The sequence below is a fragment of the Amycolatopsis sp. NPDC051716 genome (genome assembly GCF_040681595.1).
Taxonomy (GTDB): Bacteria; Actinomycetota; Actinomycetes; order Mycobacteriales; family Pseudonocardiaceae; genus Amycolatopsis.
Map to the genome: position 1 here is coordinate 53,833 of NZ_JBFAZA010000034.1, position 23,201 is coordinate 77,033.

Consider the following 23,201-nt stretch of genomic DNA (forward strand, 5'->3'; position numbering starts at 1 on the left):
AGCTTCGAGCCGGAGTCCGCGCTGCGGGGCGAACCGGCGGCGGTCGGCGAGGGCGCGGTTTTGCCGGGCAGGGTCGTGCCGGGGTCTGTGCTGGGTGGCGAGCCGGCTGCGGTTGGCGAGCCCGCAGTTCTCGCGGGCAGCTTCGAGCCGGAGTCCGCGCTGCGGGGCGAACCGGCGGCGGTCGGCGAGGGCGCGGTTTTGCCGGGCAGGGTCGTGCCGGGGTCTGTGCTGGGCGGCGAGTCGGCTGCGGTTGGCGAGCCCGCAGCTTCTCCCGGCGGCTTCGTGCCGGAGTCCGCGCGGCGCGGCGAACCGCCCGCGGCCAGCGACCCCGCAGCTCTCCCTGGCACCCCCTCACCTCGCGGCGAACTCGCCGACGCGGCCGAGCGGCTCGCCCACGCCGTCGCCGGGCGGTGGCAGCGCGAAGAAGAACACCGGCGGATCCACGATCCGTTCCCGCTGCCCGTGCGGTGGCGGCCGCTGCCGGTGCGGCTGACCGACCACTGGGCCAACGTCCGCCGCGTTCCGGCCGGGGCCACCGCCGGCCCGCTGGACCTGTCGGGCGAACTCGGCGAGATCGCGGCCACCTACCGGCGGATCCCGTCCGGGCGGCTGGTGGTGCTCGGCCGCGCCGGGTCCGGCAAGACCGTCCTGACCCTGCGGTTCGTCCTCGACCGGCTGCGCACCCGCGTGCCCGGCGAGCCGGTGCCGGTGCTGTTCGGCCTCGGCTCGTGGGACCCCGGCGCGACACCGCTGCGCGACTGGCTGATCGACGGCCTCCTGCGCGACTACCCCGGACTCGCCGCGGCCGCGCCCGGCGGCACCACGCTCGCCGCCGCGCTGGTCGAAGCCGGGCACGTCCTGCCCGTGCTCGACGGCTTCGACGAACTCGCCGACGGCCTGCACCGCGCCGCCCTGGAAGCGCTGAACGGCACCACCCTGCCGCTGGTGCTGACCAGCCGCCCGGCCGAGTACACGGCAGCCGTCGCGGCGACCGACGTGCTGACCGCGGCCGCCGGGGTCGAGCTGACCGACCTCACCCCGGGTGACGTGCTCGGCTACCTGCCCCGCACGACCCGCCGCCCGGCACCCGGCGACGCGGCCGGGACGGTGTGGGACCCCGTCCTCGCGGGACTGGACAGCGACGCCGGCGCCTCGCTCGCCGCCGTCCTCCGCACGCCGCTGATGGTCGTGCTCGCCCGGACCGTCTACAGCGACGCACCCGGCGAAGACCCCTCGATCCTGGTGGACACCCGGCGGTTTCCGACCGCCGAGGCCGTCGAGGACCACCTGCTGGGCAGCTTCGTGCCGACGGTGTACCGCGATCGGCCGCGGTGGGACCCGGGCCGCGCCGGGCGCTGGCTCGGCTACCTCGCCCGCCACCTCGACCGGCTCGGCACCCACGACCTGGCGTGGTGGCGGCTGGGCGGCTCGCTGCGCCGGTCGTCGCGGATCCTCGCCGTCGTGCTCTCGGCCATGCTCGCCACCGCGGTCGCCGACTGGCTGTTCTTCGTGCCCGTGGACATCGCCGGGCTCGGCTTCCTGCCGGGCCTGCGCGCCGCGCTCGTGGACGGGCTGCTCGTCGGCTCGGTCGTCGGCCTCGCGTTCGGCCTGGTCCACGGGATCATGGTGGTCTACGGCGGGCTCGTGTTCGAGCCGTCGCGGATGCAGGTCCGGCTGCGCGGGCGCGCCGGACGGCCCGGCTCCCTGCTGCGCCGCTTCGCCGGCCGGTTCGGCGCCGGGCTGCTGGGCGGGTTCGTCGTCGGGCTGGGCTACGGCCCGGTGACGGTGATTTCCCGGGCCGTCATGGCCGGGTTCCCGCCGGAACTCGGCGAACTGGTGGAGACCGCGGCGGTCAACACGCTCGTGAGCGGGCTCGTGTTCGGCCTCGCCGCCGGGGCGACGTTCGGGCTCGTCGCCGTGCTGGAGACGCCGCTCGACACCAGCTCGGCCGCCAGCCCGGGCACGCTGCTGCGCGCCAACCGCACCACCGTGCTGCGCCAGGTGCTGGCGTTCGGCCCGCTGCTGGCCCTGGCCATCGCGGCCGGCGGCCGGATCGTGGTCGAGCTGCTGCAGGGGGTGTTCGGGCCACTGGCCTGGAGCCTTGAGGGCGGCCTGGTCGTCGGCGCGGTCGGCGGCCTGGGCGGGGCGGTCGCGTACGTCTTCGCCTTCACCGCGTGGGGCCAGTGGCTGGTGGTGTCCCGGGTGTGGCTGCCCCTGACCGGCCGCCTGCCGTGGGCGACCGCCGCGTTCCTCGACGACGCCTACCGCCGCGGGATCCTCCGCCAGGCGGGCGCGGTCTACCAGTTCCGCCACGCCCGGCTCCAGGACCACCTGGCCCGGACGTTCGAGGCACCGGCGGCCCCCGCGCAGGAATCGGTGGCGCGGTAGCCGAGGAGCACCGATTCCTTCGGGGACCGCGCGGTGTCCAAGTCTTCGGAAGCGGCACGACGCCGACGACCGGAGGCAAGGAGACCCGAGTGCACACCAGGACTTCACCCACACCGGTGGCCGTGGGGACGGCGCAGCGAAGGTGGGTGCTGGCCGTCACCTCGGTGGCGTCGCTGATGGTCGTCCTCGACGCGCTGGTCGTGGCGACCGCCCTGCCGGCGATCAGGAGCGACCTCGGCGCGTCGGTCACCGAGCTCGAATGGACGGTCAACGCCTACGGCCTGAGCTTCGCCGTCCTGCTCATGACGGCGGCGGCGGCCGGTGACCGCTGGGGACGGCGCCGGGTCTTCGCGGCGGGGGTGACGCTGTTCGCGGCGGCGTCGCTGATCTGCGCCGTCGCACCCGGTGTGGCGGTCTTGATCGCCGGGCGGGTGCTCCAGGGCGCCGGGGCCGCGTTCGTCATGCCGCTCGCGCTCGCCCTGCTCGGAGCCGCCTTCCCGGCGGAGCTGCGGCCCAAGGCCCTCGGGGTGTTCGCGAGCGTCAGCGGGGTGGCGGTGCCCCTCGGGCCGCTGCTCGGCGGCGCGGTCGTCGAAGGCATCTCGTGGCCGTGGATCTTCTGGATCAACGTCCCGATCGGGGCGGCGCTGGCGTACTTCGCGCTGACCCGGCTCGAGGAGAGCCACGGCCCGGACCCGGCCCTCGACGTCCCGGGCCTGCTGCTGGCCGGCGCCGGCTCCTTCGGGGTGGTGTGGGCCCTGGTCCAGGGCAACTCGGCCGGCTGGACCGGCGTGGCCGTGCTGGGGCCGCTGGTGGCCGGCCTGGTGGCGCTCGGCGCGTTCGTGACGTGGCAGCGGCGAGCCGCCCACCCGATGCTGCCGCTGCACCTGTTCCGGTCGCGCCGGTTCGCCGCCGGCAACGCCGTGATCTTCTTCCACTGGGCTTCCGCGCTGGGTGCGGTGTTCTTCATGGCCCAGTTCCTGCAGGAAGGGCTGGGGTACGGGCCGCTGGCCGCCGGGCTCGGGCTGGCGCCGTGGGGACTGACGACGACGGTCGTCCCGCGGCTGGCGGGCCGGCTGGCCGGCCGGTTCGGCGAGCGGCCGTTCATCATGGCGGGACTGGGGCTGCACGCGCTCGCCATGGGGTGGATCGCCCTGGTCGCCGGGCCGTCGATCGGCTACGGCGTGATCGCCGTGCCGCTCGTGCTGTCCGGGACGGGGATCGCGATGTGCCTGCCCGCCGCGCAGAGCGCGGTGCTGACCTCGGTCGCGCCGCGGCTGCTCGGCAAGGCTTCCGGCGCTTTCAGCGCGATGCGGCAGCTCGGCGGGGCGTTCGGCGTGGCGCTCCTGGTGGCCGCGTTCTCGCTGGCCGGCAGCTACGCCTCGAGCGCCGCGTTTTCCGCCGGGTTCACCGCGGCCGCCGTGGGCAGCGCCGTGCTCGCCGCGGCCGGCGCGCTGGCCGGTTCCCTCATTCCCCGCCGTTCGACCAAGGAGCGAAGCGATGTCTGACCTGAAAGCCGGTCTGTTGCGCGAACTGCACCACGGGAAGCCGCTGGTGCTGCCGAACGCGTGGGACGAGGCGAGCGCGGAACTCGTCGTCCACATGGGATTCCCGGTCGTGGCGACGTCCAGTGCCGCGGTGGCCGATGCGCTGGGGCACGAAGACGGCGAACGGGCGCCGTGGCGGGAGATGTTCGCCGCCGTGGCGCGGATCGCCCGCGCGGTGCCGGTCCCGGTGACGGTGGACGCCGAGGCGGGTTACGGCCTGGAGCCGGATCAGCTGGTGGCCGAGCTGCTGGCCGCCGGGGCCGTGGGCTGCAACCTCGAGGACACCGACCACCGGGCCGGGGGACTGGTGCCCGCGCCGGCCCAGGCGGACCGGCTGGCCGCGATCCGCGCGGCGGCCGGGGAGTCCTTGGTGCTCAACGCGCGGATCGACACTTTTCTGCCGCCGAGCGGGTTTTCGGGAGCCGAGCGCACGGACGAGGCGATCCGGCGCGGGCGGCTGTACCGCGAGGCCGGAGCGGATTACGTGTACCCGATCGGCATTTCGACCGCGGCCGACCTCGGGAAGGTGGTCGCCGGCGTGCCCGGGCCGGTCAACGGGAACACGGGCGCGGAGCTGGATCTGGACACCCTGGCGACGCTGGGGGTCGCCAGGGTGTCCTTCGGGCCGCGGTTCTACCGCGCGGGGATGGCGGCGATGCGCGGCTCGCTGGCGGAGCTGCGCATCGCGGCGGGGATGGAGGTGCCCGGTGCCCGGGCGGCCGGCGGATGAGGCGATGCTCGCCGCCGCGCTCGAGTACGCCGTCGCGTCGGCGGCCGGGGTCGGTCTCGCCGATCTCGGCCGTCCCTCGGCCTGCGACGGCTGGACCGTCGCCGACGCGCTGGCCCACCTCACGGGGTCTCTCCGCTGCGTGGCCACGTCACTCGCGTCCGGCGCCGTGCCGCCGGACACGCCGGCGCGCAACGGTCCGGTCACCGCCCGGTCCCTCCGGCGCGACCTCGGCCACGCCGCGGCCGCGCTCACGGCCGCGGCCCGGGATCTTCGCGGCCGGCGCGCGGTCGCCGTCGACGGGCTGGCGCTGCCGTGTCACCAGCTGATCGTCGTGGGCGCCATTGAAGCCGCCGTCCACGGCTGGGACGCCGACCCGGCCCGGGCGATCCCCGGCGAGCTCGCCACCCGGTTGCTCGCCGCCCTGCCGTCGGTGCTCGGCCGCGGCACCCGCCGGGGCGTGTTCGCCGAGCCCGTCGCCCTGCCGCCGGGACGTCCGCCCGGCGTACGCCTGCTCGCCGCCCTCGGGAGGGATGATCGACGATGTCCATGACGAACGAGGAGCGTGTGGTGTCTTCCGAGGAGCGGCTGCGGGACGAGTTCGGCTCGCTGCGCCCGGCGCTGGTCGCGCACTGCTACCGGATGACCGGGTCCTATCAGGACGCCGAGGACGTCGTCCAGGAGACCTACCTCAAGGCGGCCCGGGGCGTGGACGCCTTCGAGGGGCGGTCGTCGCTCAAGACGTGGCTCTACCGGATCGCCACCAACACCTGCCTCACCGAGCTGAACCACCGCGGCCGGCGGGTGCTGCCCGCCGGGCTCGGGACACCTTCGGACGATCCCGGGACGAGTGTCTTCGCCGACGACTCCGTCGCGTGGCTCGGGCCGCTGCCCGACGCCGTGCTCGGCGATCCGGGAGAGGTGGTCGTGCGGCGCGAGTCCGTCCGGCTCGCGCTGGTCGCCGCGCTGCAGCACCTGCCACCCCGGCAGCGCGCGGCTTTCCTGCTGCGCGAAGTCCTCTCGTGGTCGGCCGCCGAGATCGCGGACGTCCTCGGCATCAGCGTGCCCGCGGTGAAGAGCCTCCTGCAGCGGGCGCGCGTCCGGCTCGACGAACTGGACCCGGACGGCCGGGTGCCGCTGCCCGGCCCGGAGGAGGTGCGTGCGCTGCTCGACCGCTACATCGCCGCCTTCGAGGCCGAGGACACCGCGGCGTTGCGGGCGATCATCCAGGACGACTTCAGCCTCGAAGCCGTGCCGCACCCGGTGTGGTTCAAGGGCGTCGGCGTGTGCCTGCCGTTCCTGGAACGCGCCTTCTCCGCCCCGGGCGGCGCCGCCCGGTTGCTGCCCACCCGCGCCAACGGCCAGCCCGCCGCGGGCAGCTACCGTCCCGACGCCGCGGGCGTGCGGCGCGCCGACGGCCTGTGGGTGTTCACGATCACCGGCGGCCGCTTCTCCCGGGCGGTCAAGTTCCACGACCCGCGGCTGGTGACGGCGGCCGGGTTGCCGGACCGGCTTTAGTGGGCCAGCAGCTTCACGCCCACGACGGCGAGGGCGATCGCCACTTCCACGACGAACAGGAGCAGCTTCACCGGCCACCGGACGGTGGTGCGCCGCGTCGCCAGCAGGGCCAGTACGGCGATCGTGAGCACGAGCGACAGCGCGGCGATCCACAGGGCGACGTCCAGCGGCAGCCAGCCGAGCGCCGCGGCACCGACGCTGAGCAGCGGCAGCAGGGCGGTTTCGAGGACGTGGCTCGCCGCCTTGAGGATGTGCCGCAGATCGGGGCCGCGCGGGAACCGGCCGTGGGCGATGCGGTGGGCGCTCACGTCCGCGAACCCGCCCGCCAGGCACAGCGCGCCCATGGCGGACGCGATGTCCGCGACGGCCTCGGTCGCCGATGTCTCGTGCGCGTAGCCCACCAGGACCAGCACGGTCGACAGGCCGACCAGCGTCGCATACACGCGTTCCCGCAGGGCGGACACGACGGCTTGGCTCATGGGCGGAACCTTAAACGCCCTTGCGCGCCTTGACCCGGCGGACCACGAACAGTCCGATCGCGACGGTGCCGGCCGCCAGGACGGCGTACTGGAAGAACCCGGCATACCGCTCGACCAGCGGCCAGTTCTCGCCGAGCAGGAAGCCCGCGACGACGAAGGCGGTGTTCCAGATCAGGCTGCCCGCGGTGGTGAAGAGCAGGAATCGCCCGAACGGCATCCGTTCGACCCCGGCGGGGACGGAGACGAGGCTCCGGAAGACCGGGACCATCCGGCCGAAGAAGACGGCCTTGCCGCCGTGCCGGGCGAACCAGGCCGCGGTGCGGTCGAAGTCGGCCGTCCCGAGGAGCGGAATCCGCCCGGCCAGCCGGCGCATCCGGTCGTGCCCCAGCAGCGCGCCCGCGAGGTAGACGACCACGGCACCGGCCACGGACCCGAGGGTGGTCCAGAACAGGGCGGCGCCGAGGCTGAAGCTGCCCCGCCCGGCGGCGAACCCGGCGAGCGGCAGGACGAGTTCGCTGGGCAGCGGCGGGAAGAGGTTGTCGAGCCCGACGACGAGGGCGGCCCCGGGCCCGCCGAGGGACTCCATGAGCCCCACGGCCCACCCGGCCACCCCGGTGAGTTCGGTCATGAGTCCTTCCGGGACTGGTGCGAACGTCGGGCACGGCGACGGCCCCCGCTGCCGCGAATGACTCATTCGGGACGTCTGAGGTCCCGAATGAGTCATTCGCGACGTTCGGTGCGGGGCCGCGGCCGCGTCCGGGGTCAGCCGGTGCAGGCCTTGGTCAGCGCCGCCACCTGGCCGGCCTTCTTCTGCACCCAGTCCGCGGGTGTCTTCACCAGGTCGTCGACCGTCGTCTCGCGCATCGTCGTCGCCAGGCCGTTGATCGCGTCGGCCGCCGTGGTGTTCGCGGCTTTCGAGGCCAGGCCGGTCAGCTCGTCCGCCGCCGCGTGGGCGCGGTCGGCCGCCGCCTGGGGGTTCGTCAGGTCCGGGTTGGCCGTGGCGATGCGGAGCGCGTCCGTGCAGACCGCGGCCGTCGAGGCGGCGTTGCTCACCTGCCCCGCCGTCTCGGCCACCCCGCAGCCCGTCAGGGTCAGCAGGAGGCCTCCGGCCAGGAGCGTCGTGGTCAGGCGCATGGTCATTCCTTTCGGGAGAGAGCCGAGGTGCGGATCAGGCTGGCGCCGACCGCGGTCGCCAGGATCAGGCCGACCACGCCCAGCGAGAGCGCCGTCGGGATCTTCCAGACGTCCAGCAGCAGCATCTTCACGCCGACCCAGACCAGCACCGCGGCCAGGCCGATCTTGAGGTAGACGAACCGGTGCATGAGGTCGGCGAGCAGGAAGTACATCGCCCGCAGGCCCAGGATCGCGAACGCGTTCGACGTGAACACGAGGAACGGCTCCTGGGTGACCGCGAAGATCGCGGGGATCGAATCGACCGCGAAGACGATGTCGGTGACCTCGATCAGCACCAGGACGGTGAGCAGCGGCGTGGCCACCCAGCGCCCGGCTTCGCGCACCAGGAACTTCTTGCCGTGCATCCGGTCCGTGGCCGGGACGATCCGGCGGAACACCCGCAGCACGGCGTTGTTCTCGTAGTCGACGGTCTCGTCCCGGTGCAGCGCCATCCGGATCCCGGTGAGGACCAGGAAAGCGCCGAAGACGTACAGGATCCACGCGAAGCTCGCGATCAGGACCGAGCCCGCGGCGATGAACACCGCCCGGAACACCAGCGCGCCGAGGACGCCGTAGAAGAGGATGCGGTGCTGGTATTCGCGGGGGACCGCGAAGTAGCCGAAGATGATCGCGAAGACGAAGACGTTGTCGACCGCGAGGGACTTTTCGATGACGTAGCCGGCGAAGTACTGGCCCGCGAACTCCCCGCCCCAGGCCCACCAGATCACGGCGCCGAAGGCGAGCCCGAGCGCCACCCACACGGCGGACCACGCGAGGGCTTCCCGGACGCCGACGGCGTGCGCACGCCGGTGGGCGAGCAGGTCGATGGCGAGCATGGCCAGGATCACGCCGAGCACGGCGGCCCAGGCCCAGATCGGGACGGTCACGAGACACTCCTCCGGTTCGATCACGAACCGGAGGTCTCCCCGGTCACCTGACGGTGACGCCGGCACCGGGCTGCTCAGGGGCAGCCGGATTGACGATGCCGGACCGGGCGGGTACTCCCCTCCGCTACTCCAGAATGACGAACTGCACTTCGTCTGTCAAGTTCGGACGTCTACTGTGGCCGCTATGGCTTCGTGGACGTTCCTCAGCAACCACGCGCACGTCCTGCTGTGCGTGGCCGCGAATCCCGACCGGACGCTGCACGAGATCGCCGAGCGGGTGGGCATCACCGAACGCGGGGTGCAGCTGATCCTCGCGGACCTGATCGCGGAGGGCTACCTCGAGCGCGAGCGCGTCGGCCGGCGCAACCACTACAAGATCCACCCGGAAGGCCGGCTGCGCCACCCGCTGGAGGCGCACCACCGGGTGGCCGACCTGGTCGCGGCGCTCGGCGACGAACCCGCGGCCCCGGCGTGACAGACCCTCAGGACACCAGCCAGACCGCGGAATCGCCCGCCACGCGACCGGACCCGTCGCTGCCGAGCACGACCTCGCCCCAGCCGTCCGGTGCGGTGAACGGCGTGCTGCCCGTGTTGACCACGCACACCAGCTTCCCGCGCCGGAACGCCGAAACCGCGTCGGCGCCGGTGTCCAGCCACTCCACCGGACCCGGTTCACCCAGCCGGAATTCCCGCCGGGCCCGGACGGCGCGGCGGTACAGCCGCAGCGTCGAGGTGTCGTCCTTCTCCTGCACGTCCACCGCGTACCGGGCGAACCACGGCGGCTGCGGCAGCCACGGCACCCCCGTGCCGAACCCGAACGCCGGGGCGTCGGCGGCCCACGGCAGCGGGACCCGGCAGCCGTCGCGGCCCTTCTCCGCGCCGCCGGTGCGGTGGAACACCGGGTCTTGACGGGCTTCGTCGGGGAGGTCCTGGACCTCCGGCAAGCCGAGTTCTTCGCCCTGGTAAAGGAAAACGGAGCCGGGGAGGGCCAGCACCAGGAGCAGCGCCGCCCGGGCCCGGCGCTCGCCGAGTTCCGCGTCGACTTCGCCGCGGGGACGCATCAGGGCCGCGAAGGCGTCGTTGCTCGCCGGGGCGGGCTCGGGGCGGACGATGCCGTAGCGCGTGACCGCCCGGTGGACGTCGTGGTTGGCCAGCGTCCACGCCGCCGGGGCGCCGTGCACCGCCGTGCGGGCCGTGGCGCGCTCGATGGCCCCGCGCAGGGCGCGCGCCTCCCACGGCTGAACGAGCAGGTCGAACGAGAATGCCTGGTGCAGCTCGTCCGGGCGCAGGTAGCGGTCCAGGTCGGCCGGGTCCGGGACCCAGACCTCCCCGACCAGCAGCAGGTCGCGCTCGCGGCCGTAGCCGGCGGCGAGCGCGTGCCAGCGCCGGAAGATCTCGTGCACCTCCGGCCGGTTCCAGCTGTAGGCGTTGTAGCCGCCGTCGGCCGGGTCCCAGTCGCGCAGGGCGGCGTCCTTGATCAGGCCGTGGCAGACGTCGATGCGGAAGCCGTCCACGCCGCGGTCGAACCAGAAGCGCAGGACGTCGTCGAAGTAGGCCAGGACTTCCGGATTGCGCCAGTCGAAGTCCGGCTGCTCGCGGGTGAACAGGTGCAGGTACCACTGCCCGGGCGTGCCGTCGGGCTCGGTGACGCGGGTCCACGCGGGCCCGCCGAAGACGGACTGCCAGTTGTTGGGCGGCTCGTCACCCCGGCCGTCGCGGAAGACGAACCGCGCGCGCTCGGGGGAGCCGGGGCCGGCGGCCAGCGCCGCGGCGAACCAGGGGTGGCGCTCCGAGCAGTGGTTGGGGACCAGGTCCAGCAGGATCCGCAGGCCGCGGCCGTGCGCCTCGGCGACCAGGCGGTCGAACGTCTCGAGGCTGCCGTATTCCGGGTTGACGCCGTGGTAGTCGGCGATGTCGTAGCCGTGGTCCGCCTGTGGCGAGGGGTAGCAGGGGTTCAGCCAGATCGCGTCCGCGCCGAGCCCGGCGATGTGGCCGAGCCGCCCGATCACCCCGCCGAGGTCACCGACGCCGTCGCCGTCGCTGTCGGCGAAGGACCGGACGTAGAGCTGGTAGACCACCGCGTCGTCCCAGAACGAACGCGGGCGGGAGGAAGTCGAAGGCACCTCGGGATCTTCGCACGCGTGCCCCGGCACGGGTGGTTGACTGGGTTCATGTCGGTGGGGACGCACGAGGTCGCGGTGTTCGAGGCGGCCAGGGCGAGGCTGGAGGCCATCGCCTACCGCCTGCTGGGGTCGGCCGGCGACGCCGAGGACGCGGTGCAGGACACGTACCTGCGCTGGCAGTCCGCGGACCGGGAGCTCGTCGAGACGCCCGAGGCGTGGCTGACGAAGGTGCTCACCAACCTCTGCCTCAACCGGCTCACGTCGGCGCGGGCCCGGCGGGAAACGTACGTCGGCCAGTGGCTTCCGGAGCCCGTCCTCGCCGGGGACCGGATGCTCGGTCCGTCCGACACCGTCGAACAACGGGAATCGGTCTCCATCGCGATGCTCACGCTGATGGAGCGGCTGACGGCCAGGGAACGCGTCGTGTACGTCCTGCGGGAGGCGTTAGGGTACGCGCACGGCGAAATCGCCGAGGTGCTCGACCTCACCGAGGCGAACTGCCAGCAGATCCACCGGCGGGCCAAGCAGCACCTGGCCGCCGACCGGCGCCGGGTCGAGGTCGACGCGGCCGCCGCCCGCAAGATCGTCGAGGAGTTCCTCGCAGCGGCCCTCAGCGGCCGGACCGACTCACTCGTGAAGCTGCTGACCGACGACGCGACCAGCATCGGCGACGGCGGCGGCGTGGTCTTCTCGGTGCCGCGGCCGATCACCGGTGCCCTGCGGGTGGCGCGGTTCCTGCGCACGCTGTTCACGCCGGGCGAGGCCAAGTGGGAGATGGTCGGCGGCCGCCCCGCCCTGTACGCGGCGGTCGCCAACGGCGTGCCGGCGCTGGTCATGGTGGTCGGCGACCGGGTCGCCGGCGTCTTCGCGCTGGACGTGACGGCGGACGGCATCGCGGCCGTGCACGCCCAGGCCAACCCGGCCAAGCTGGCCCGCGCGACACGCCGGTGGGACGCCTCCGAGCACGGGGAGCCGCTCGCCGGCGACTGGTGACCCAGGTCACGTCGAACTCCTGTCAGGTTTCGCGGCCCCGCCCGGTTCAGGGAGCACACACCGACCGGACAGGAGCAAGACCATGAAGCACCGCATCATCGTCCTCGGGGCCGGATACGCCGGAGCCAACGCGGCCGGTCGCCTCGCCAAGCGGCTGCACCCCGCCGACACCGAAATCACCCTCGTCAACGCCGACCCCGAGTTCGTCGAGCGCGTCCGCCTGCACCAGCTGGCGACCGGCCAGGATCTGAAGCCCCGCCCGCTGACCGGCGTCTTCGCGGGCACGGGTGTGCAGGTGCGGATCGCGCAGGTCACCGCCGTCGACGCGGATCGCAAGACGGTCGCCCTCGCGGAAGGCGACGAGCTCGCCTACGACACGCTCGTCTACGCCCTCGGCAGCACCGCCGCCGACAGCGGTGTTCCCGGTGTCGCCGAGCACGCCCACCACCTCGCCGGCAAGCAGTCCGCGCTGCGGTTGCGGGCGCGGCTGGCCGAGGTCCCCGCGGGCGGGACCGTGCTCGTCGTCGGCGGTGGCCTCACCGGCATCGAAGCCGTCACCGAAATCGCCGAAGCGCGCCCCGATCTCGAGGTCACCCTCGCCGCCCGCGGCGGCCTCGGTGACTGGTTGAGCGAGAAGGCCCGGGACCACCTGCGAGAGACGTTCGGCCGGCTCGGCGTCACCGTGCACGAGAACACGGCCATCGCGAGTGTCGAGGCGGCCGCGGCGGTCACCGCCGACGGCCGCACGATCCCGGCCCGGGTGACCGTCTGGACGGCCGGGTTCGCCGTCCACCCCCTCGCCGCGGCCACCACGCTGGCGGTCTCCGCGACCGGGCGGATCGTGGTCGACGAGACGATGCGGTCGGTCTCGCACGCCGACGTCTACGCCGTCGGCGACGCCGCGCTCGCCCCGGGCGCGAGCGGCGAGCCGCTACGGATGTCGTGCGCCTCGGGCGTTCCCTCGGCCTACCAGGCGGCCGACGCCATCGCCGCCCGGCTGACCGGACGCCCGCTCCCGGAGAACAAGCTCGGCTACACCGCCCAGTGCATCAGCCTCGGCCGCCACGACGCGGTCGTGCAGTGGGTGACCCCGGACGACCGGCCGAAACCGTCCGCCGTTACCGGCCGCATGGCCGCGCGCCTCAAGGAAATCATCTGCAAGAGCGCGGCTTGGAGCATCTCGCACCCGACCTCGATGGCTCCGGTTCGCCGCCGGCACACCGTCCCGGCCGGAGAACCGCTCTCCACGCTTTCAGGACGGCACTGAGGGCAGGGGAACTTCGGCGGTGACGCCGTCGGGCCAGGTCAGGGTGACGTGGTGGCCGTCCGCGGCGATCGCCAGTGACGGGTCGGCGTCCTCCGGGCCGCCGCGGTCCAGGACCACCACCGCGGCGAACACGGCTCCCGGCTCCGGCGGCCCGTCGGTGGCGACGAACGGGAGCGCGGTCCACTCGCCCAGCGGCGAGGCCCCGGCCTCGACCACCACGTCCGCCGTGGTGAAGCCGCGCAGCGGACGCACTTGCGAGCGGAGGTCCGGGGTCCGTGCGGCGGCGGTCCCCGGCTCGGTCACCGGCCGGGTCGCGGCCGGCACCGGCCAGCCGCTCAGCCGCAGTGAACGGACCGCATCGCCGACGTCGTCGAGGCGCGCGAGCCGCACCTCCACGCCCCGCCGCACCACCGAAGCCACCGTCAGCACCGGGCCCGGCACCACCGGCCCGCTGCGGCCGGAGCCGTGGTCGGGGGAGTCGTCGCCGGCCGTGTCGACCCAGCGGACCCGCCCCTGGGACGCCGCCGCCAGCACGCCGCCCGGCAGTTCGGTCGCGTAGCACGTCGAAAACCCCGCCCGGTGGCTCGCCCGGCCGTCCGCGTCGAGCACGTACACCGTGTTGTCGGGAAGCTCGGGAACCTCGGGTGAAGAAGCCAGCGGAAAGGTCGCCGTCGAATAGCCGAGCCGGGCGTAGAGCGGCGAGTCGGCGCGCGGGTCGCCCGGGCGGGCGTGGTCCGTGCCGTGGTTGACCACCAGTGCGATGCCGTCGCGACGCCGTCCCGAAACCAGCCAGCCGGGCGCGGGGACGACGCGGGCGACGTCCCCCGTCTCGATCGGCAGCGGCTCCTCGACGTCCGTCCACACGGGATGGTGCGCGGGCAGGGCCAGCCCCAGTAGGCCCTTGGCCGCCCAGTACGGCGAACCGGGTCCGGAGTAGGCCTGGCGCATCGCGGGCCAGGCGTGGTGCCAGCCGAGGTCCAGCAGCCCGTCGGGCGCGCCCCGGCCGGCGAAGTGCCGCACCATGCCGCCGGCCACCCGCCGGGTCAGGCCCGGGGACAGCCCGGTGGTCCCGGTGAAGGCGCCGACCCAGAACGGCGCCGCGGCCGCGAAGCGGTAGACCAGGCTGCGGCCCTGCAGCAGCGGCGAGCCGTCGCTGCCGACCAGCCGGACGGCGTCGTCGAGGTAGTCCCGGAGGTCCGCGCTCCACTGGTGCCGCAGCGAGCCGGGGCACAGGGTGCCGGTGACGTCGAACAGGTGCGTCCACAGCAGCGGGTACAGGTGCAGGGCCCAGCCCGTGTAGTGGTCGTAGGCGCGCTCGTCGCCGTCGCTGAGCCAGCCGCCCGGCCGCCGCAGCGACGCGTGCACGGCGAGGTCCTCTTCGACGTCCGCCGCCGACCACGGCCCGCCGGCCTCGCGCAGGAACGACTCCACGACGATCCGGAACCACACCCAGTTGATCGGCGGGTAAGGCTGCCCGATCACCGTGGCGAGCCAGGCGACGACCCGGTCGCGGACGCCGTCGTCGAGCCGGTCCCACAGCCACGGCCGGGTCAGCTGCAGCACCAGCGCGATCGACGCGGCCTCCACTTTGGACTGACCGAGTTCGTCGGGGCGCGGCCACGCCTCGGGTGACGCCGGATCGGTGCCGGCGGCCAGCCCGCGCGCGTAGTGCTCGAGGTGACCGCCCGGGTCCGCGCCGCCCTCCCCGGCGACGCGGAAGCCGGCGATCAGGAACGTCCGGGCGAACCCTTCCAGGCCGTCCGAGACGCGGCCGTTGCGGCTGGCCGGGCCGGGCAGGTCGATCCGCGCGCCCGCCGGGGACCGGTACTTCCCGGCCGCTGTGAGCAGGTGGTCGGCGTACGCCGCCCAGTGCCCGCGGGTCCAGCCCGTGTACGGCGAGAGCCGCCGGTCTTCGACGGCGGTCATGCCTGCACGGCCAGGGAATGCCGGGTCACCGGGGCCCGGGGCGGCAGGCCCGCGGCGTAGCGCTCCAGTTCGCCGAGCGCCTCGGCGCTCATCCGGCGGGTTTCCGAGCCCAGCGAACCCGCCACGTGCGGGGTCAGCACCACGTTGGGCAGGTCGTAGAGCGGGGAGCCGGCGGGCAGCGGCTCGGGCTCGGTGACGTCGAGGACGGCGTGCAGGCCGGCGGTGGCGCAGGCGTGTTCGAGGGCCGCGGTATCGACGAGCGCGCCCCGCGCGGTGTTGATCAGCACGGCACCGGACGGTAGCGCGGCCAGCTCGGTGGCGCCGATCATGTGCCGCGTCTCCGGCAGCGACGGTGCGTGCAGGCTCAGCACGTCCGCTTGCGGCAGGGCTTCCGCCAGGGTCGCGGGCTCGGCGCCGGCCGCCCGGATCTCGCTCGCGTCGGCCACCGGGTCGACGACGAGCACCCGGGCCAGGTCCAGCAGCCGCAGCAGCGCGGCGACCCGGCGGCCGACGCGGGAAAACCCGACCAGCACCACCGTCCGGTCGCGGCCGGACAGCTCGCCGCGCTGCTCGCGGTAGCTCCAGTCCTCGCGGAACTTCCGGGCGTCGGCGGCCAGGAACGGCACCTTCTTGAACGCCCACAGGATCGCGCCCAGGGTGTATTGGGCGACCGGCTCGGCGTTGGCGTCGGCGGCCGTGGTGACCAGCAGGCCCCGGTCGAAGACGGCCGCGCCGACGTGGTCGCGGACGCTACCGGCGGCGTGCAGCACCGCGCGCAGGTTCGGCGCGGCCCGCAGGACCGCGTCGTCGAGCGGGGGACAGCCCCACGACGTGATCAGCACCTCCACCTCCGCCAGCCGCGCGCGCACCGGCGCCGAGGCGAGCTCGTCGGCGCACAGCGGCTCGCCGAGCCGGGCGGTGGCGCGCAGCCGGGCCAGTTCCGCGGCGCCGAACTGCAGTTCCCTCGTGTCCCGCGCCATCACCAGCAGGGTCTCCGGACGCCGGGTCACTTGACGCTGCCCGCCGCCAGCCCGGACCGCCATTGCCGGTGCAGCAGGACGAACGCGACGACCAGCGGTAGCACGGCCAGCAGGGAGCCGGTGATGACGAGCGGGTTGTACTGCGGGAACTGGGTGACGCGCGTGCTCCACTGGTACAGCCCGAGGCTCATCGGGAACAGCTTCGGGTCGGTGAGCATCACCAGCGGGAGGAAGAAGTTGTTCCAGATCCCCACGAACTGGAACAGGAAGATGGTGACCAGGCCGGGCCGCATCATCGGCAGCGCGATGGTGAAGAACGTCCGCAGCTCGCCCGCGCCGTCGGTCCGGGCGGCTTCGAGCACCTCGCCGGGCACCGCGGCTTCGGCGTAGACGCGGGCGAGGTAGACGCCGAAGGGGTTGGTGAGCAAGGGGATGAACACCGCCCAGAACGTGCCGACGATCTCCAGCTGCGACGCCAGCAGGTACAGCGGCAGGGCCAGCGCGGTGGTCGGCACGAGAACCCCGGTCAGCGTCACCGCGAACAGCGCCCGGCGGCCCGGGAAGTCGAGCTTCGCGATCGCGTACCCGCAGGCGGCGCAGATCAGCGAGCCGAGCACCGCGCCGAGGCCCGCATAGAGCAGCGAGTTGCGGATCCAGGCGAGGAAGACGCCGTTCTCCTGCGTGAACAGCGCGCTGAGGTTGGCCCCGAGGTTGAACTGCCCGAACTCGAACGCGCCGGTCGTGGAGAAGTCGCCGACGGACTTGGTGGCCGAGGTGACCAGCCAGATCAGCGGCAGGACCGCGTACAGCGCGGCCAGCACCAGCAGGACGTGCACGACCGTGCGTGACGTCCACCGCGAACCTGCTTTCCGGGGGTTCCGGGTGGCGGAGCCCCCGGCCCGAGGCGAAGCCTCGGATGACACAGCTTGAGGGGTCAGGGTCACCGGGACCTCCGGTTGGACAGGCGCATGACCAGCGCCGAGAGCAGAGCGGAAACCAGCGCCAGCAGCACGGACGCGGCGGCGGCGCGGCCGTAGTCATTGGCGATGAACGCGGCCTCGTACACGTAGAGGCTCGGGGACCAGGTGCTCGTCACCGAGCCGGTGAACCCGCGCAGCACCAGGGGTTCGGTGAACAGCTGCAGGGACCCGATGACGGTGAACACGAGGGCGACGAACATCGTCGGCCGGATCATCGGGACCTTGACCGACCACGCCGTCCGGACGCCCCCGGCGCCGTCGGCGCGCGCGGCTTCGAGGACGTCACGGGGGACGGCCTGCAGCGCCGTGTAGAAGATGATCATGTTGTAGCCGACCCACTGCCAGGTCGCGATGTTGACGATCGAGGGCAGGATGCCGGTCTTGCCCAGCGGGTCGAACGGCAGGAGCGCGGTCAGCCCGGAGTTCGGGCTGTAGAGGTACGCCCAGATGAGGCCGGTGATCACGGTCGGCACCGCGTAGGGCAGGAAGACCGCCAGCGACCACACCCGCTTGAGCCGCACGACGGCGGAGTCGATGAGCAGGGCGAGCAGGAGCGCCAGGCCGAGCATGATCGGGATGTGGACCAGGACGAACAGCGCCACGTTGCCGAGGCTCGCGTGGAACGCGCTGTCGGTGAGCACGTCGGCGTAGTTGCCGAGCGCCACGAACGCCTGTGTCGGACCGGAGAAACCCAAGCCGGACAGGCGATCGGTGAACAAGCTCAGGTAGAGCGCGTACCCGATCGGGACGAGCACGGTGGCCGTCAGCAGGATCGCGAACGGGGCCGCCAGCACGAGGCCGGCGCGGCCGCGGCCACGGCGGCCCTGCGCGGTGGCGCCGGGGCGGGCGGGCGCCGGCACGCTCGCGGCGCGTTCGGGGGTGAGGACGGTCATCAGGCTTTCCCTTCCAGCACGGTCAATCCCCGCTCGCGCAGTTCGGCGACGACGCCGGCCTGCGTCTGCCGGACGGCGGTGGCCAGGGTCGTGCCGCCCGTCTTCACCCCGCCCATCCGGTCGACGACGGTGGAGAACGTCCGCAGGGCGTTGGGGCCCCAGGTCCAGTCCGGGACGCGCCGGGCGGCTTCGTCGAGCACGTCGTACACCGGGGCGCCGGCGAAGTACCCGCCCTTGTAGGCCTTCCGGGCCACGTCCCGGCTCGGCAGGTAGCCGGGGAACGGCGTGGTGAACGTGGTGCCGATCTTCGCGACGGCCGGGTCGGTGCTCAGCCAGCGCAGGAACTTCACCGCGGCCTCGGGCACCTTGCTTTCGGCGGAGACGGCGAACGCGCTGCCGCCCTGCACGCCGTTGGCCGGGACGCCGTCCCAGGTCGGCATCGTGGTGACCGCCCACCGGTTCTTGTCCTGCGGGATGGACTTCACCAGCGTGCCGACGCTCCAGGACGCGCCGAGCAGGCCCCACAGCCGGCCGGTGTGCATCGCCCCGATCCAGTCCTGGTCGCCCGTCGGGGCCGTGGCCACCAGGCCGTCGCGGATCATGCCCTGCCAGTAGTCGGCGGTGCGCAGGGTGCCGGCGCCGTCGATGTCCACCCGCCACGAGCCGCCGTCGACGCGCCACCACGGATCGCCCGCCTGCCAGCACATACCGGCGAAGAAGGAGCCGTCGTTGAGCGGGAACGTCGTCACGCGCGCCGCCGGGTCGGCCTTCTTCACCGCCTGCGCGGCGGTGCGGAATTCCTCCCACGTTCGCGGCACCGCGATCCCGTGCCGGTCGAACAGGTCCTTGCGGTAGTAGAGCACCATCGGGGCGAGGTCCATCGGGACCGCCCAGGTGCGGCCGCCGGGCCGCACGCCCTGCCAGGCCGCGGGGGAGTAGCCGCGTTCCAGGTCCGCGAGATCGTCGGTGAGGTCCCGCAGGCCGCCGGTGGTGAGCAGCTGCGGCAGGCCCTGGTACTCGGCGTGCAGGATGTCCGGGGCGTTGTGGGCGCGCAACGCGTTGGTCTGCTGGGCGTAGCCGCCCTTCAGGCCGGCCGCGATCACGTTGAGCTCCACCGTGATGTCCGGGTGCGCCGCGTTGAACCCGGCGACGTACTTGTCCATGCCGGTGAGCCACGACCAGATGCGCACCCGCGTGGCACCGGAAGCCGTGGTCGTCGACGACGCGCAGCCGCCGATCAGCCCGCCGGCCGCGAGGGCGGCCGTGGCCGAGAGGAACGTCCGGCGGTTCAGGGCCGCCGATTCCCGAAGCGTCATTGCTCCTCCGTCGAAGTGATGGCTGTCACTGTCGGGCTGTGTCATAGTGCGAGTCAACAATTCAGGTCAAAACCGATCACAAACGATCAGAACCGAAGGGGACACTGTGGTCCTGCGCTCGGTCTTCGACGGCCGTCCGGTGGTGCGGCCCGCCTTTCCGGACGTCCGCGACCGGGCGGTCTGGGACGCGGCCGACGGGACCGAGCTGCTCGCCGACGCCCGCGCTCTGCTCGCGCGGCCGGCGCCGGTCCTGACGGCCACGGCGTGGGCCCGGACGTTCCGCGACGGCGTCCGGACCGACTACGAAGACGCCGCCCGCGAGCTCCGCGAACGCGTCACCACGCTGGTGCTGGCCGCGGTGCTGGCCCCGGAGGAGACGGCGTTCCTCGACGGCGCGATCGACGGGCTGGTCGCGCTGGCCGAGGCGACCACCTGGTGCTGGGCGCCCCACGACCGGCACGCGGCCGCCCGGGGCGAGATGCTCGCCGATCCCGACGACCCCTTCCTCGACCTGGGCGCGGCCGAAGCCGCAGCCCTGTTCGCCTGGGCCGATCACGTCCTCGGCCCGCTCTTCGACGGCCGGGCTTCCGGCCTGCGCAAGCGGTTGCGGCGGGAAGTCGAACTCCGCGTCCTGACGCCGTTCGAGCGCGTCCGCGACTGGCACTGGCTCGGCCTCGACGGCGACGCGCACAACTGGAACCCGTGGATCCACAGCGCCGTCCTCACCGCCGCGCTGCTGCTCGTCGACGACGAAGAGCGGCGCCTGCGGCTGGTGCGGCTGGTGGTCGAAGGCCTCGACCACTACGTCGCCGTGCTGCCCGACGACGGCGGCATCGACGAAGGCGTCGCCTACTGGTGGCACGGGGCCTGCCGCCTGCTGGAGTGCCTCGACCTGCTGGCCGACGCCACCGGCGCCGACGCGGGCGAGCTGCCCGTGCTGGCTCCGCTGATCCGCTTTCCGCACCGGATGCACCTGGGCGGCGATGCGTATGTCAACGCCGGAGACGCCCCGGCCCGCCTGTCGCCGGCCCAGCCGTGGCACGTCCTGCACCGGTGGGGCGAGCGGCTCGGCGACGACGACGTCCGGGCGCACGCGGTGAGCCGGGCGCGCGCGAGCGGCCGGCTCGTCTGGCCGTCGGCCGGGCTGGGCCGCGCTCTGGCCGGGCTGGCCGACCCGGACTGGCGGAAGGCGGTGACCGCGGAGCCCGGCGCGAGCTGGCTGGCCCGCGAAGAGTGGCTGCCGCGGGTGCAGGTGCTCGTGGCCCGGGAGACGGCGGGTACGCCGCGCGGGCTGACCGTGGCGGCCAAGGCCGGCCACAACGGCGAGCGGCACAACCACCTCGACGTCGGGTCCTACTGGGTGGCGGTCGACGGGGTGCCGGTGGTGGCCGACGCCGGCCAGCCGACCTACACCGCGGCCAGCTTCGGGCCGGACCGCTACCGGGCTTGGGCGCTGCGCAGCGAGTGGCACAACGTTCCCGAGCCGGGCGTCACGCAGGAACCGGGGGAGGACCGCGCGGCGCGGGACGTCCGGGTCGAGCTCACCGCGGCCGCGGCCACGCTGTCCGCGGACCTCGCCGGGGCCTACCCGGGGGTGCCACGCTGGACCCGGTCGGTGCGGCTGGTCCGCGCCACGCCCGCGTACGTCGAGGTGGCGGACGACGAGTCCGTCCGGCCGGTCCGGCTGCGGCACGTCCTCGCGGGCGACGTCGAACTGGGGGAGGGCGAAGCGTTCGCCTCCTTCGGTGGCCGGCGGGTGCTGCGGCTGAGCTGGGACGCCCGGCACACCACCGCGGAACTCGAGCGGCGGCCGCTGGCCGATCCCCTGCTGCGGGCCTCCTGGGGCGCGCAGCTGACCCGGCTCACCCTGCTGGTGCGCGAGGGCCCGGCGCGGGTCCGGCTGGAGCAGGTCCGGTGATGCTCGCCTCCGAACGGCACCAGCTGATCCTTTCGGTGGTGCGCGAGCACGGCGCGGTCCGGCTCGCCGACCTCGTGGAGCGGCTGGGCGTCACCGCGGTCACCGTGCGGCGGGACGTCACCGAGCTGGCCGACCGCGGCCTGCTGACGCGGGTGCACGGCGGGGTCACGCTGACCCGGCCCCGCGGCGGCCACCCCGAGCCGGGGCGCGCGGCTTCGGCGTTCGGCCCGGCCGCGCACGGCGCGCTGGTCGGCATGGTCGCGCCGTCGGTCGAGTACTACTGGCCGACGGTGGTCCAGGGTGCGCAGTCCACCGTGGCCGCCAGCGGGGGCCGGCTCGTCCTGCGCGCGTCCAGCTACGACGCGGCCGAGGACCGCCGTCAGATCACCAAGCTCCTCGAACGCGGTGTGCAGACGCTGCTGGTCGCCCCGGCCACCAGCGGGCGGGGAGCCCTGGACCTGCTGCGCTGGCTGGGTTCGCTGAGCGTCCCGGTGGTGCTCGTCGAACGCCTGCCGCCGCCGGAGCTGCCGACGCTGGCGCTGGACGCGGCCACCACGGCGCACGCGCTCGGCGCGGGCCTGGCCGTCCGGCACCTGGTTTCCCTCGGCCACCGCGGGGTCGGGCTGGTCACGTCCCGGTCCAGCCCGACGAGCCGGGCGCTGCGCACCGGCTGGCGCGAGACGATCGGGTCCCTGGGGCTGGACACCGGCGCGGCGCTCGACCTCGACGTGCCCGTCTACGGCTCCCCGGGGTGGGCGCAGGAGTACGACGCCCTGCTGGACCGCTGCCTCCGGGCCGGCGTCCGGGCGCTGCTCGTGCACGCCGACCGGGAGGCCATCGGCCTGATCGAACGGGCGCGCGACGGCGGCATCGCGGTGCCCGGCGAACTGGCGGTGGTCTCCTACGACGACGAGGTCGCGGCGGCGTCCGATCCGCCGCTGACGGCGGTGTGCCCGCAGAAGCACCGGCTCGGCGCGGTGGCCGCCGAGCTCGCGCTGGCCCGGCTCGCCGACACGACCGGGCGGCCCGTGCACCGGCTGCAGCTCTGGCCGACGCTCGTGGTGCGCGAATCGTGCGGAAGCGCGCCGGAATCCGCACTCGAGTGAAGGGCCGGATCGAATGGCGGGTGGTGCGGATTGCCCCGCCGGGACTCGGTTCAGGCGCTCGCAACCTCAGGAGGCCGCGAGGCGGCGGAGGGCCGCGTGCGTCGTCACCGCCGTGCCGAGGGCGACGACGAGCACCGTGCCCGTCATCAGGACACGCGCCCGGGACCTGATCTTCCGAGCCGGGATCAGCGGGCGGGACACGGCGAGGCCGGTGAGCGTGCGTTCGGCGTCCGCCATCGACGGCCGGGCCGCCGGTTCCGGGCGGACGAGGTCCAGCAGCGCATCGAGCACCGCGCCGCGGGTCCGCGGCGGGACGACGGTGCCCGGCACCCGCCCTTCGAGGGCGAAGTACAGGGTGGCGCCCAGGGAATAGACGTCCGAGGCGCACCCCGGGCTCGCACCCCCGGCCACCTCCGGGGCGGGGAAACCACCGGTGCCCAGCCCGAAGCCGGCGATCTTGGCCGTCCCGTCCGCGGTGAGGAGCACCTTGTCCGGGCCGAAGCCGCGGTGGAGGATCCCCTCGGCGTGCGCGGCCGCCAGCGCCGAAGCCAGCTGCGCGCCGAGGGCCGCGACGCGGTCCGGCCGGAAGCTCCCGCGCCGCTCGACCAGGTCCGCCAGGGTGCCGGCCGCCAGGTCCTCCGTCACCACGTACGGCGTCAGGTCGTGCTCGAACACGTCGTGCACCACGACCACGTGCGGGTGGTGCAGCCGGACGGCCGCGCGCGCGTCGCGGATCGCCTTGGCCCGGACGCGGTCGGAATGGGCCGCGTCGAACGGGCACCCGGGCGGCAGCCGTTCGACGACCACGAACCGGTCCAGCAATTCGTCCTTGGCCCGCCACGCCGTGGCGCCGGGATGGTGGCCGGCCGGTTCGAGCAACCGGTATCGCCCGGCCAATGCACCCTTTTTCGCTGCCACCCGTATCCCCTGTCGCCGTCGACGGCCCCTCTGAAAGGAAATACGGCCGCAACGGGAAACAGGTT

The 23,201-nt window shown here is 74.0% G+C and carries 21 protein-coding genes; 10 read left to right on the plus strand and 11 right to left on the minus strand.

Annotated elements, in window-relative coordinates; translation table 11 throughout:
* From AB0M30_RS35920 to AB0M30_RS35940, 5 genes are all read left to right on the plus strand, one after another.
* Positions 1-2,388 (plus strand): NTPase (locus AB0M30_RS35920; RefSeq protein ID WP_364593396.1); only part of this gene is annotated, 2,388 nt, incomplete at its 5' end.
* Positions 2,389-2,477: 89 nt separating this feature from the next.
* Entirely contained in the window at positions 2,478-3,893 is a 1,416-nt protein-coding gene (locus tag AB0M30_RS35925; RefSeq protein ID WP_364593399.1) for a DHA2 family efflux MFS transporter permease subunit, read from the plus strand.
* The gene (locus AB0M30_RS35930; protein WP_364593402.1) at positions 3,886-4,662 is read left to right on the plus strand and encodes an isocitrate lyase/phosphoenolpyruvate mutase family protein; all 777 of its coding nucleotides are present in this window, start codon (positions 3,886-3,888) and stop codon (positions 4,660-4,662) included. Before AB0M30_RS35925 ends, AB0M30_RS35930 begins: the two co-directional genes overlap by 8 nt.
* Positions 4,640-5,212 (plus strand): maleylpyruvate isomerase family mycothiol-dependent enzyme, encoded by a 573-nt coding sequence (locus AB0M30_RS35935; protein WP_364593405.1) that lies wholly within the window; start codon positions 4,640-4,642, stop codon positions 5,210-5,212. The genes AB0M30_RS35930 and AB0M30_RS35935 overlap by 23 nt, the downstream gene beginning before the upstream one ends.
* Positions 5,213-5,229: 17 nt before the next feature.
* Positions 5,230-6,177 carry an RNA polymerase subunit sigma-70 gene (locus AB0M30_RS35940; protein WP_364593408.1) on the plus strand — a complete coding sequence of 316 codons (948 nt, stop codon included), beginning with the start codon at positions 5,230-5,232 and terminating at the stop codon, positions 6,175-6,177.
* Here AB0M30_RS35940 and AB0M30_RS35945 read toward each other — a convergent pair.
* The 4 genes from AB0M30_RS35945 to AB0M30_RS35960 all read right to left on the minus strand — a co-directional run bounded on the left by AB0M30_RS35945 (position 6,174) and on the right by AB0M30_RS35960 (position 8,716).
* The gene (locus AB0M30_RS35945) at positions 6,174-6,656 is read right to left on the minus strand and encodes a hypothetical protein (protein WP_364593411.1); all 483 of its coding nucleotides are present in this window, start codon (positions 6,654-6,656) and stop codon (positions 6,174-6,176) included. The genes AB0M30_RS35940 and AB0M30_RS35945 overlap by 4 nt on opposite strands.
* A 10-nt stretch (positions 6,657-6,666) precedes the next feature.
* The gene (locus AB0M30_RS35950; RefSeq protein WP_364593414.1) at positions 6,667-7,284 is read right to left on the minus strand and encodes a DedA family protein; all 618 of its coding nucleotides are present in this window, start codon (positions 7,282-7,284) and stop codon (positions 6,667-6,669) included.
* A gap of 134 nt (positions 7,285-7,418) precedes the next feature.
* On the minus strand, positions 7,419-7,790 hold the full coding sequence (locus AB0M30_RS35955; RefSeq protein WP_364593417.1) for a bacteriophage spanin2 family protein: 372 nt from the start codon (positions 7,788-7,790) through the stop codon (positions 7,419-7,421).
* A 2-nt stretch (positions 7,791-7,792) separates the two neighbouring features.
* Positions 7,793-8,716, minus strand: a complete 924-nt coding sequence (locus AB0M30_RS35960) for a TerC family protein (RefSeq protein WP_364593420.1) — start codon at positions 8,714-8,716, stop codon at positions 7,793-7,795.
* A 184-nt stretch (positions 8,717-8,900) separates the two neighbouring features.
* Between AB0M30_RS35960 and AB0M30_RS35965 the strand changes: the two genes are divergently transcribed.
* On the plus strand, positions 8,901-9,191 hold the full coding sequence (locus tag AB0M30_RS35965; protein WP_360183173.1) for a winged helix-turn-helix domain-containing protein: 291 nt from the start codon (positions 8,901-8,903) through the stop codon (positions 9,189-9,191).
* 7 nt (positions 9,192-9,198) lie between these two features.
* Here the strand turns inward: AB0M30_RS35965 and AB0M30_RS35970 are convergent, their stop codons facing one another.
* Positions 9,199-10,839 (minus strand): glycoside hydrolase family 13 protein, encoded by a 1,641-nt coding sequence (locus AB0M30_RS35970; RefSeq protein WP_364593423.1) that lies wholly within the window; start codon positions 10,837-10,839, stop codon positions 9,199-9,201.
* Between the two features lie 48 nt (positions 10,840-10,887).
* Here AB0M30_RS35970 and sigJ point away from each other — a divergent pair, with 48 nt between their 5' ends.
* On the plus strand, positions 10,888-11,832 hold the full coding sequence (sigJ, locus tag AB0M30_RS35975; protein WP_364593426.1) for an RNA polymerase sigma factor SigJ: 945 nt from the start codon (positions 10,888-10,890) through the stop codon (positions 11,830-11,832).
* A gap of 82 nt (positions 11,833-11,914) precedes the next feature.
* The gene (locus tag AB0M30_RS35980; protein WP_364593429.1) at positions 11,915-13,099 is read left to right on the plus strand and encodes an FAD-dependent oxidoreductase; all 1,185 of its coding nucleotides are present in this window, start codon (positions 11,915-11,917) and stop codon (positions 13,097-13,099) included.
* Here the strand turns inward: AB0M30_RS35980 and AB0M30_RS35985 are convergent.
* The 5 genes from AB0M30_RS35985 to AB0M30_RS36005 all read right to left on the minus strand — a co-directional run bounded on the left by AB0M30_RS35985 (position 13,085) and on the right by AB0M30_RS36005 (position 19,194).
* Positions 13,085-15,025 (minus strand): DUF2264 domain-containing protein, encoded by a 1,941-nt coding sequence (locus tag AB0M30_RS35985; protein WP_364593432.1) that lies wholly within the window; start codon positions 15,023-15,025, stop codon positions 13,085-13,087. The genes AB0M30_RS35980 and AB0M30_RS35985 overlap by 15 nt on opposite strands.
* Positions 15,022-16,035: a hydroxyacid dehydrogenase gene (locus AB0M30_RS35990; protein ID WP_364593435.1), complete on the minus strand. Its 1,014-nt coding sequence runs from the start codon at positions 16,033-16,035 to the stop codon at positions 15,022-15,024. The genes AB0M30_RS35985 and AB0M30_RS35990 overlap by 4 nt, the downstream gene beginning before the upstream one ends.
* Positions 16,032-16,841, minus strand: coding sequence for a carbohydrate ABC transporter permease (locus AB0M30_RS35995; protein ID WP_360183185.1), 810 nt, complete (start codon positions 16,839-16,841; stop codon positions 16,032-16,034). The genes AB0M30_RS35990 and AB0M30_RS35995 overlap by 4 nt, the downstream gene beginning before the upstream one ends.
* Before the next feature lie 104 nt (positions 16,842-16,945).
* A complete protein-coding gene (locus AB0M30_RS36000) occupies positions 16,946-17,878 on the minus strand; it encodes a sugar ABC transporter permease (protein ID WP_364593438.1) in 933 nt (310 codons plus the stop codon).
* Positions 17,878-19,194 (minus strand): sugar ABC transporter substrate-binding protein, encoded by a 1,317-nt coding sequence (locus AB0M30_RS36005; RefSeq protein ID WP_364593441.1) that lies wholly within the window; start codon positions 19,192-19,194, stop codon positions 17,878-17,880. Before AB0M30_RS36005 ends, AB0M30_RS36000 begins: the two co-directional genes overlap by 1 nt.
* Positions 19,195-19,300: 106 nt before the next feature.
* On the opposite strand from AB0M30_RS36005, the gene AB0M30_RS36010 reads away from it, so the two are divergent.
* Together AB0M30_RS36010 and AB0M30_RS36015 are read left to right on the plus strand one after the other, a co-directional pair.
* Positions 19,301-21,112 carry a heparinase II/III family protein gene (locus AB0M30_RS36010; RefSeq protein WP_364593444.1) on the plus strand — a complete coding sequence of 604 codons (1,812 nt, stop codon included), beginning with the start codon at positions 19,301-19,303 and terminating at the stop codon, positions 21,110-21,112.
* Positions 21,112-22,218 carry a substrate-binding domain-containing protein gene (locus AB0M30_RS36015; RefSeq protein ID WP_364593447.1) on the plus strand — a complete coding sequence of 369 codons (1,107 nt, stop codon included), beginning with the start codon at positions 21,112-21,114 and terminating at the stop codon, positions 22,216-22,218. Before AB0M30_RS36010 ends, AB0M30_RS36015 begins: the two co-directional genes overlap by 1 nt.
* A 66-nt stretch (positions 22,219-22,284) precedes the next feature.
* Here the strand turns inward: AB0M30_RS36015 and AB0M30_RS36020 are convergent, their stop codons facing one another.
* Positions 22,285-23,136, minus strand: coding sequence for a protein kinase (locus AB0M30_RS36020; RefSeq protein WP_364593450.1), 852 nt, complete (start codon positions 23,134-23,136; stop codon positions 22,285-22,287).
* Between the last annotated feature and the right edge of the window lie 65 nt (positions 23,137-23,201).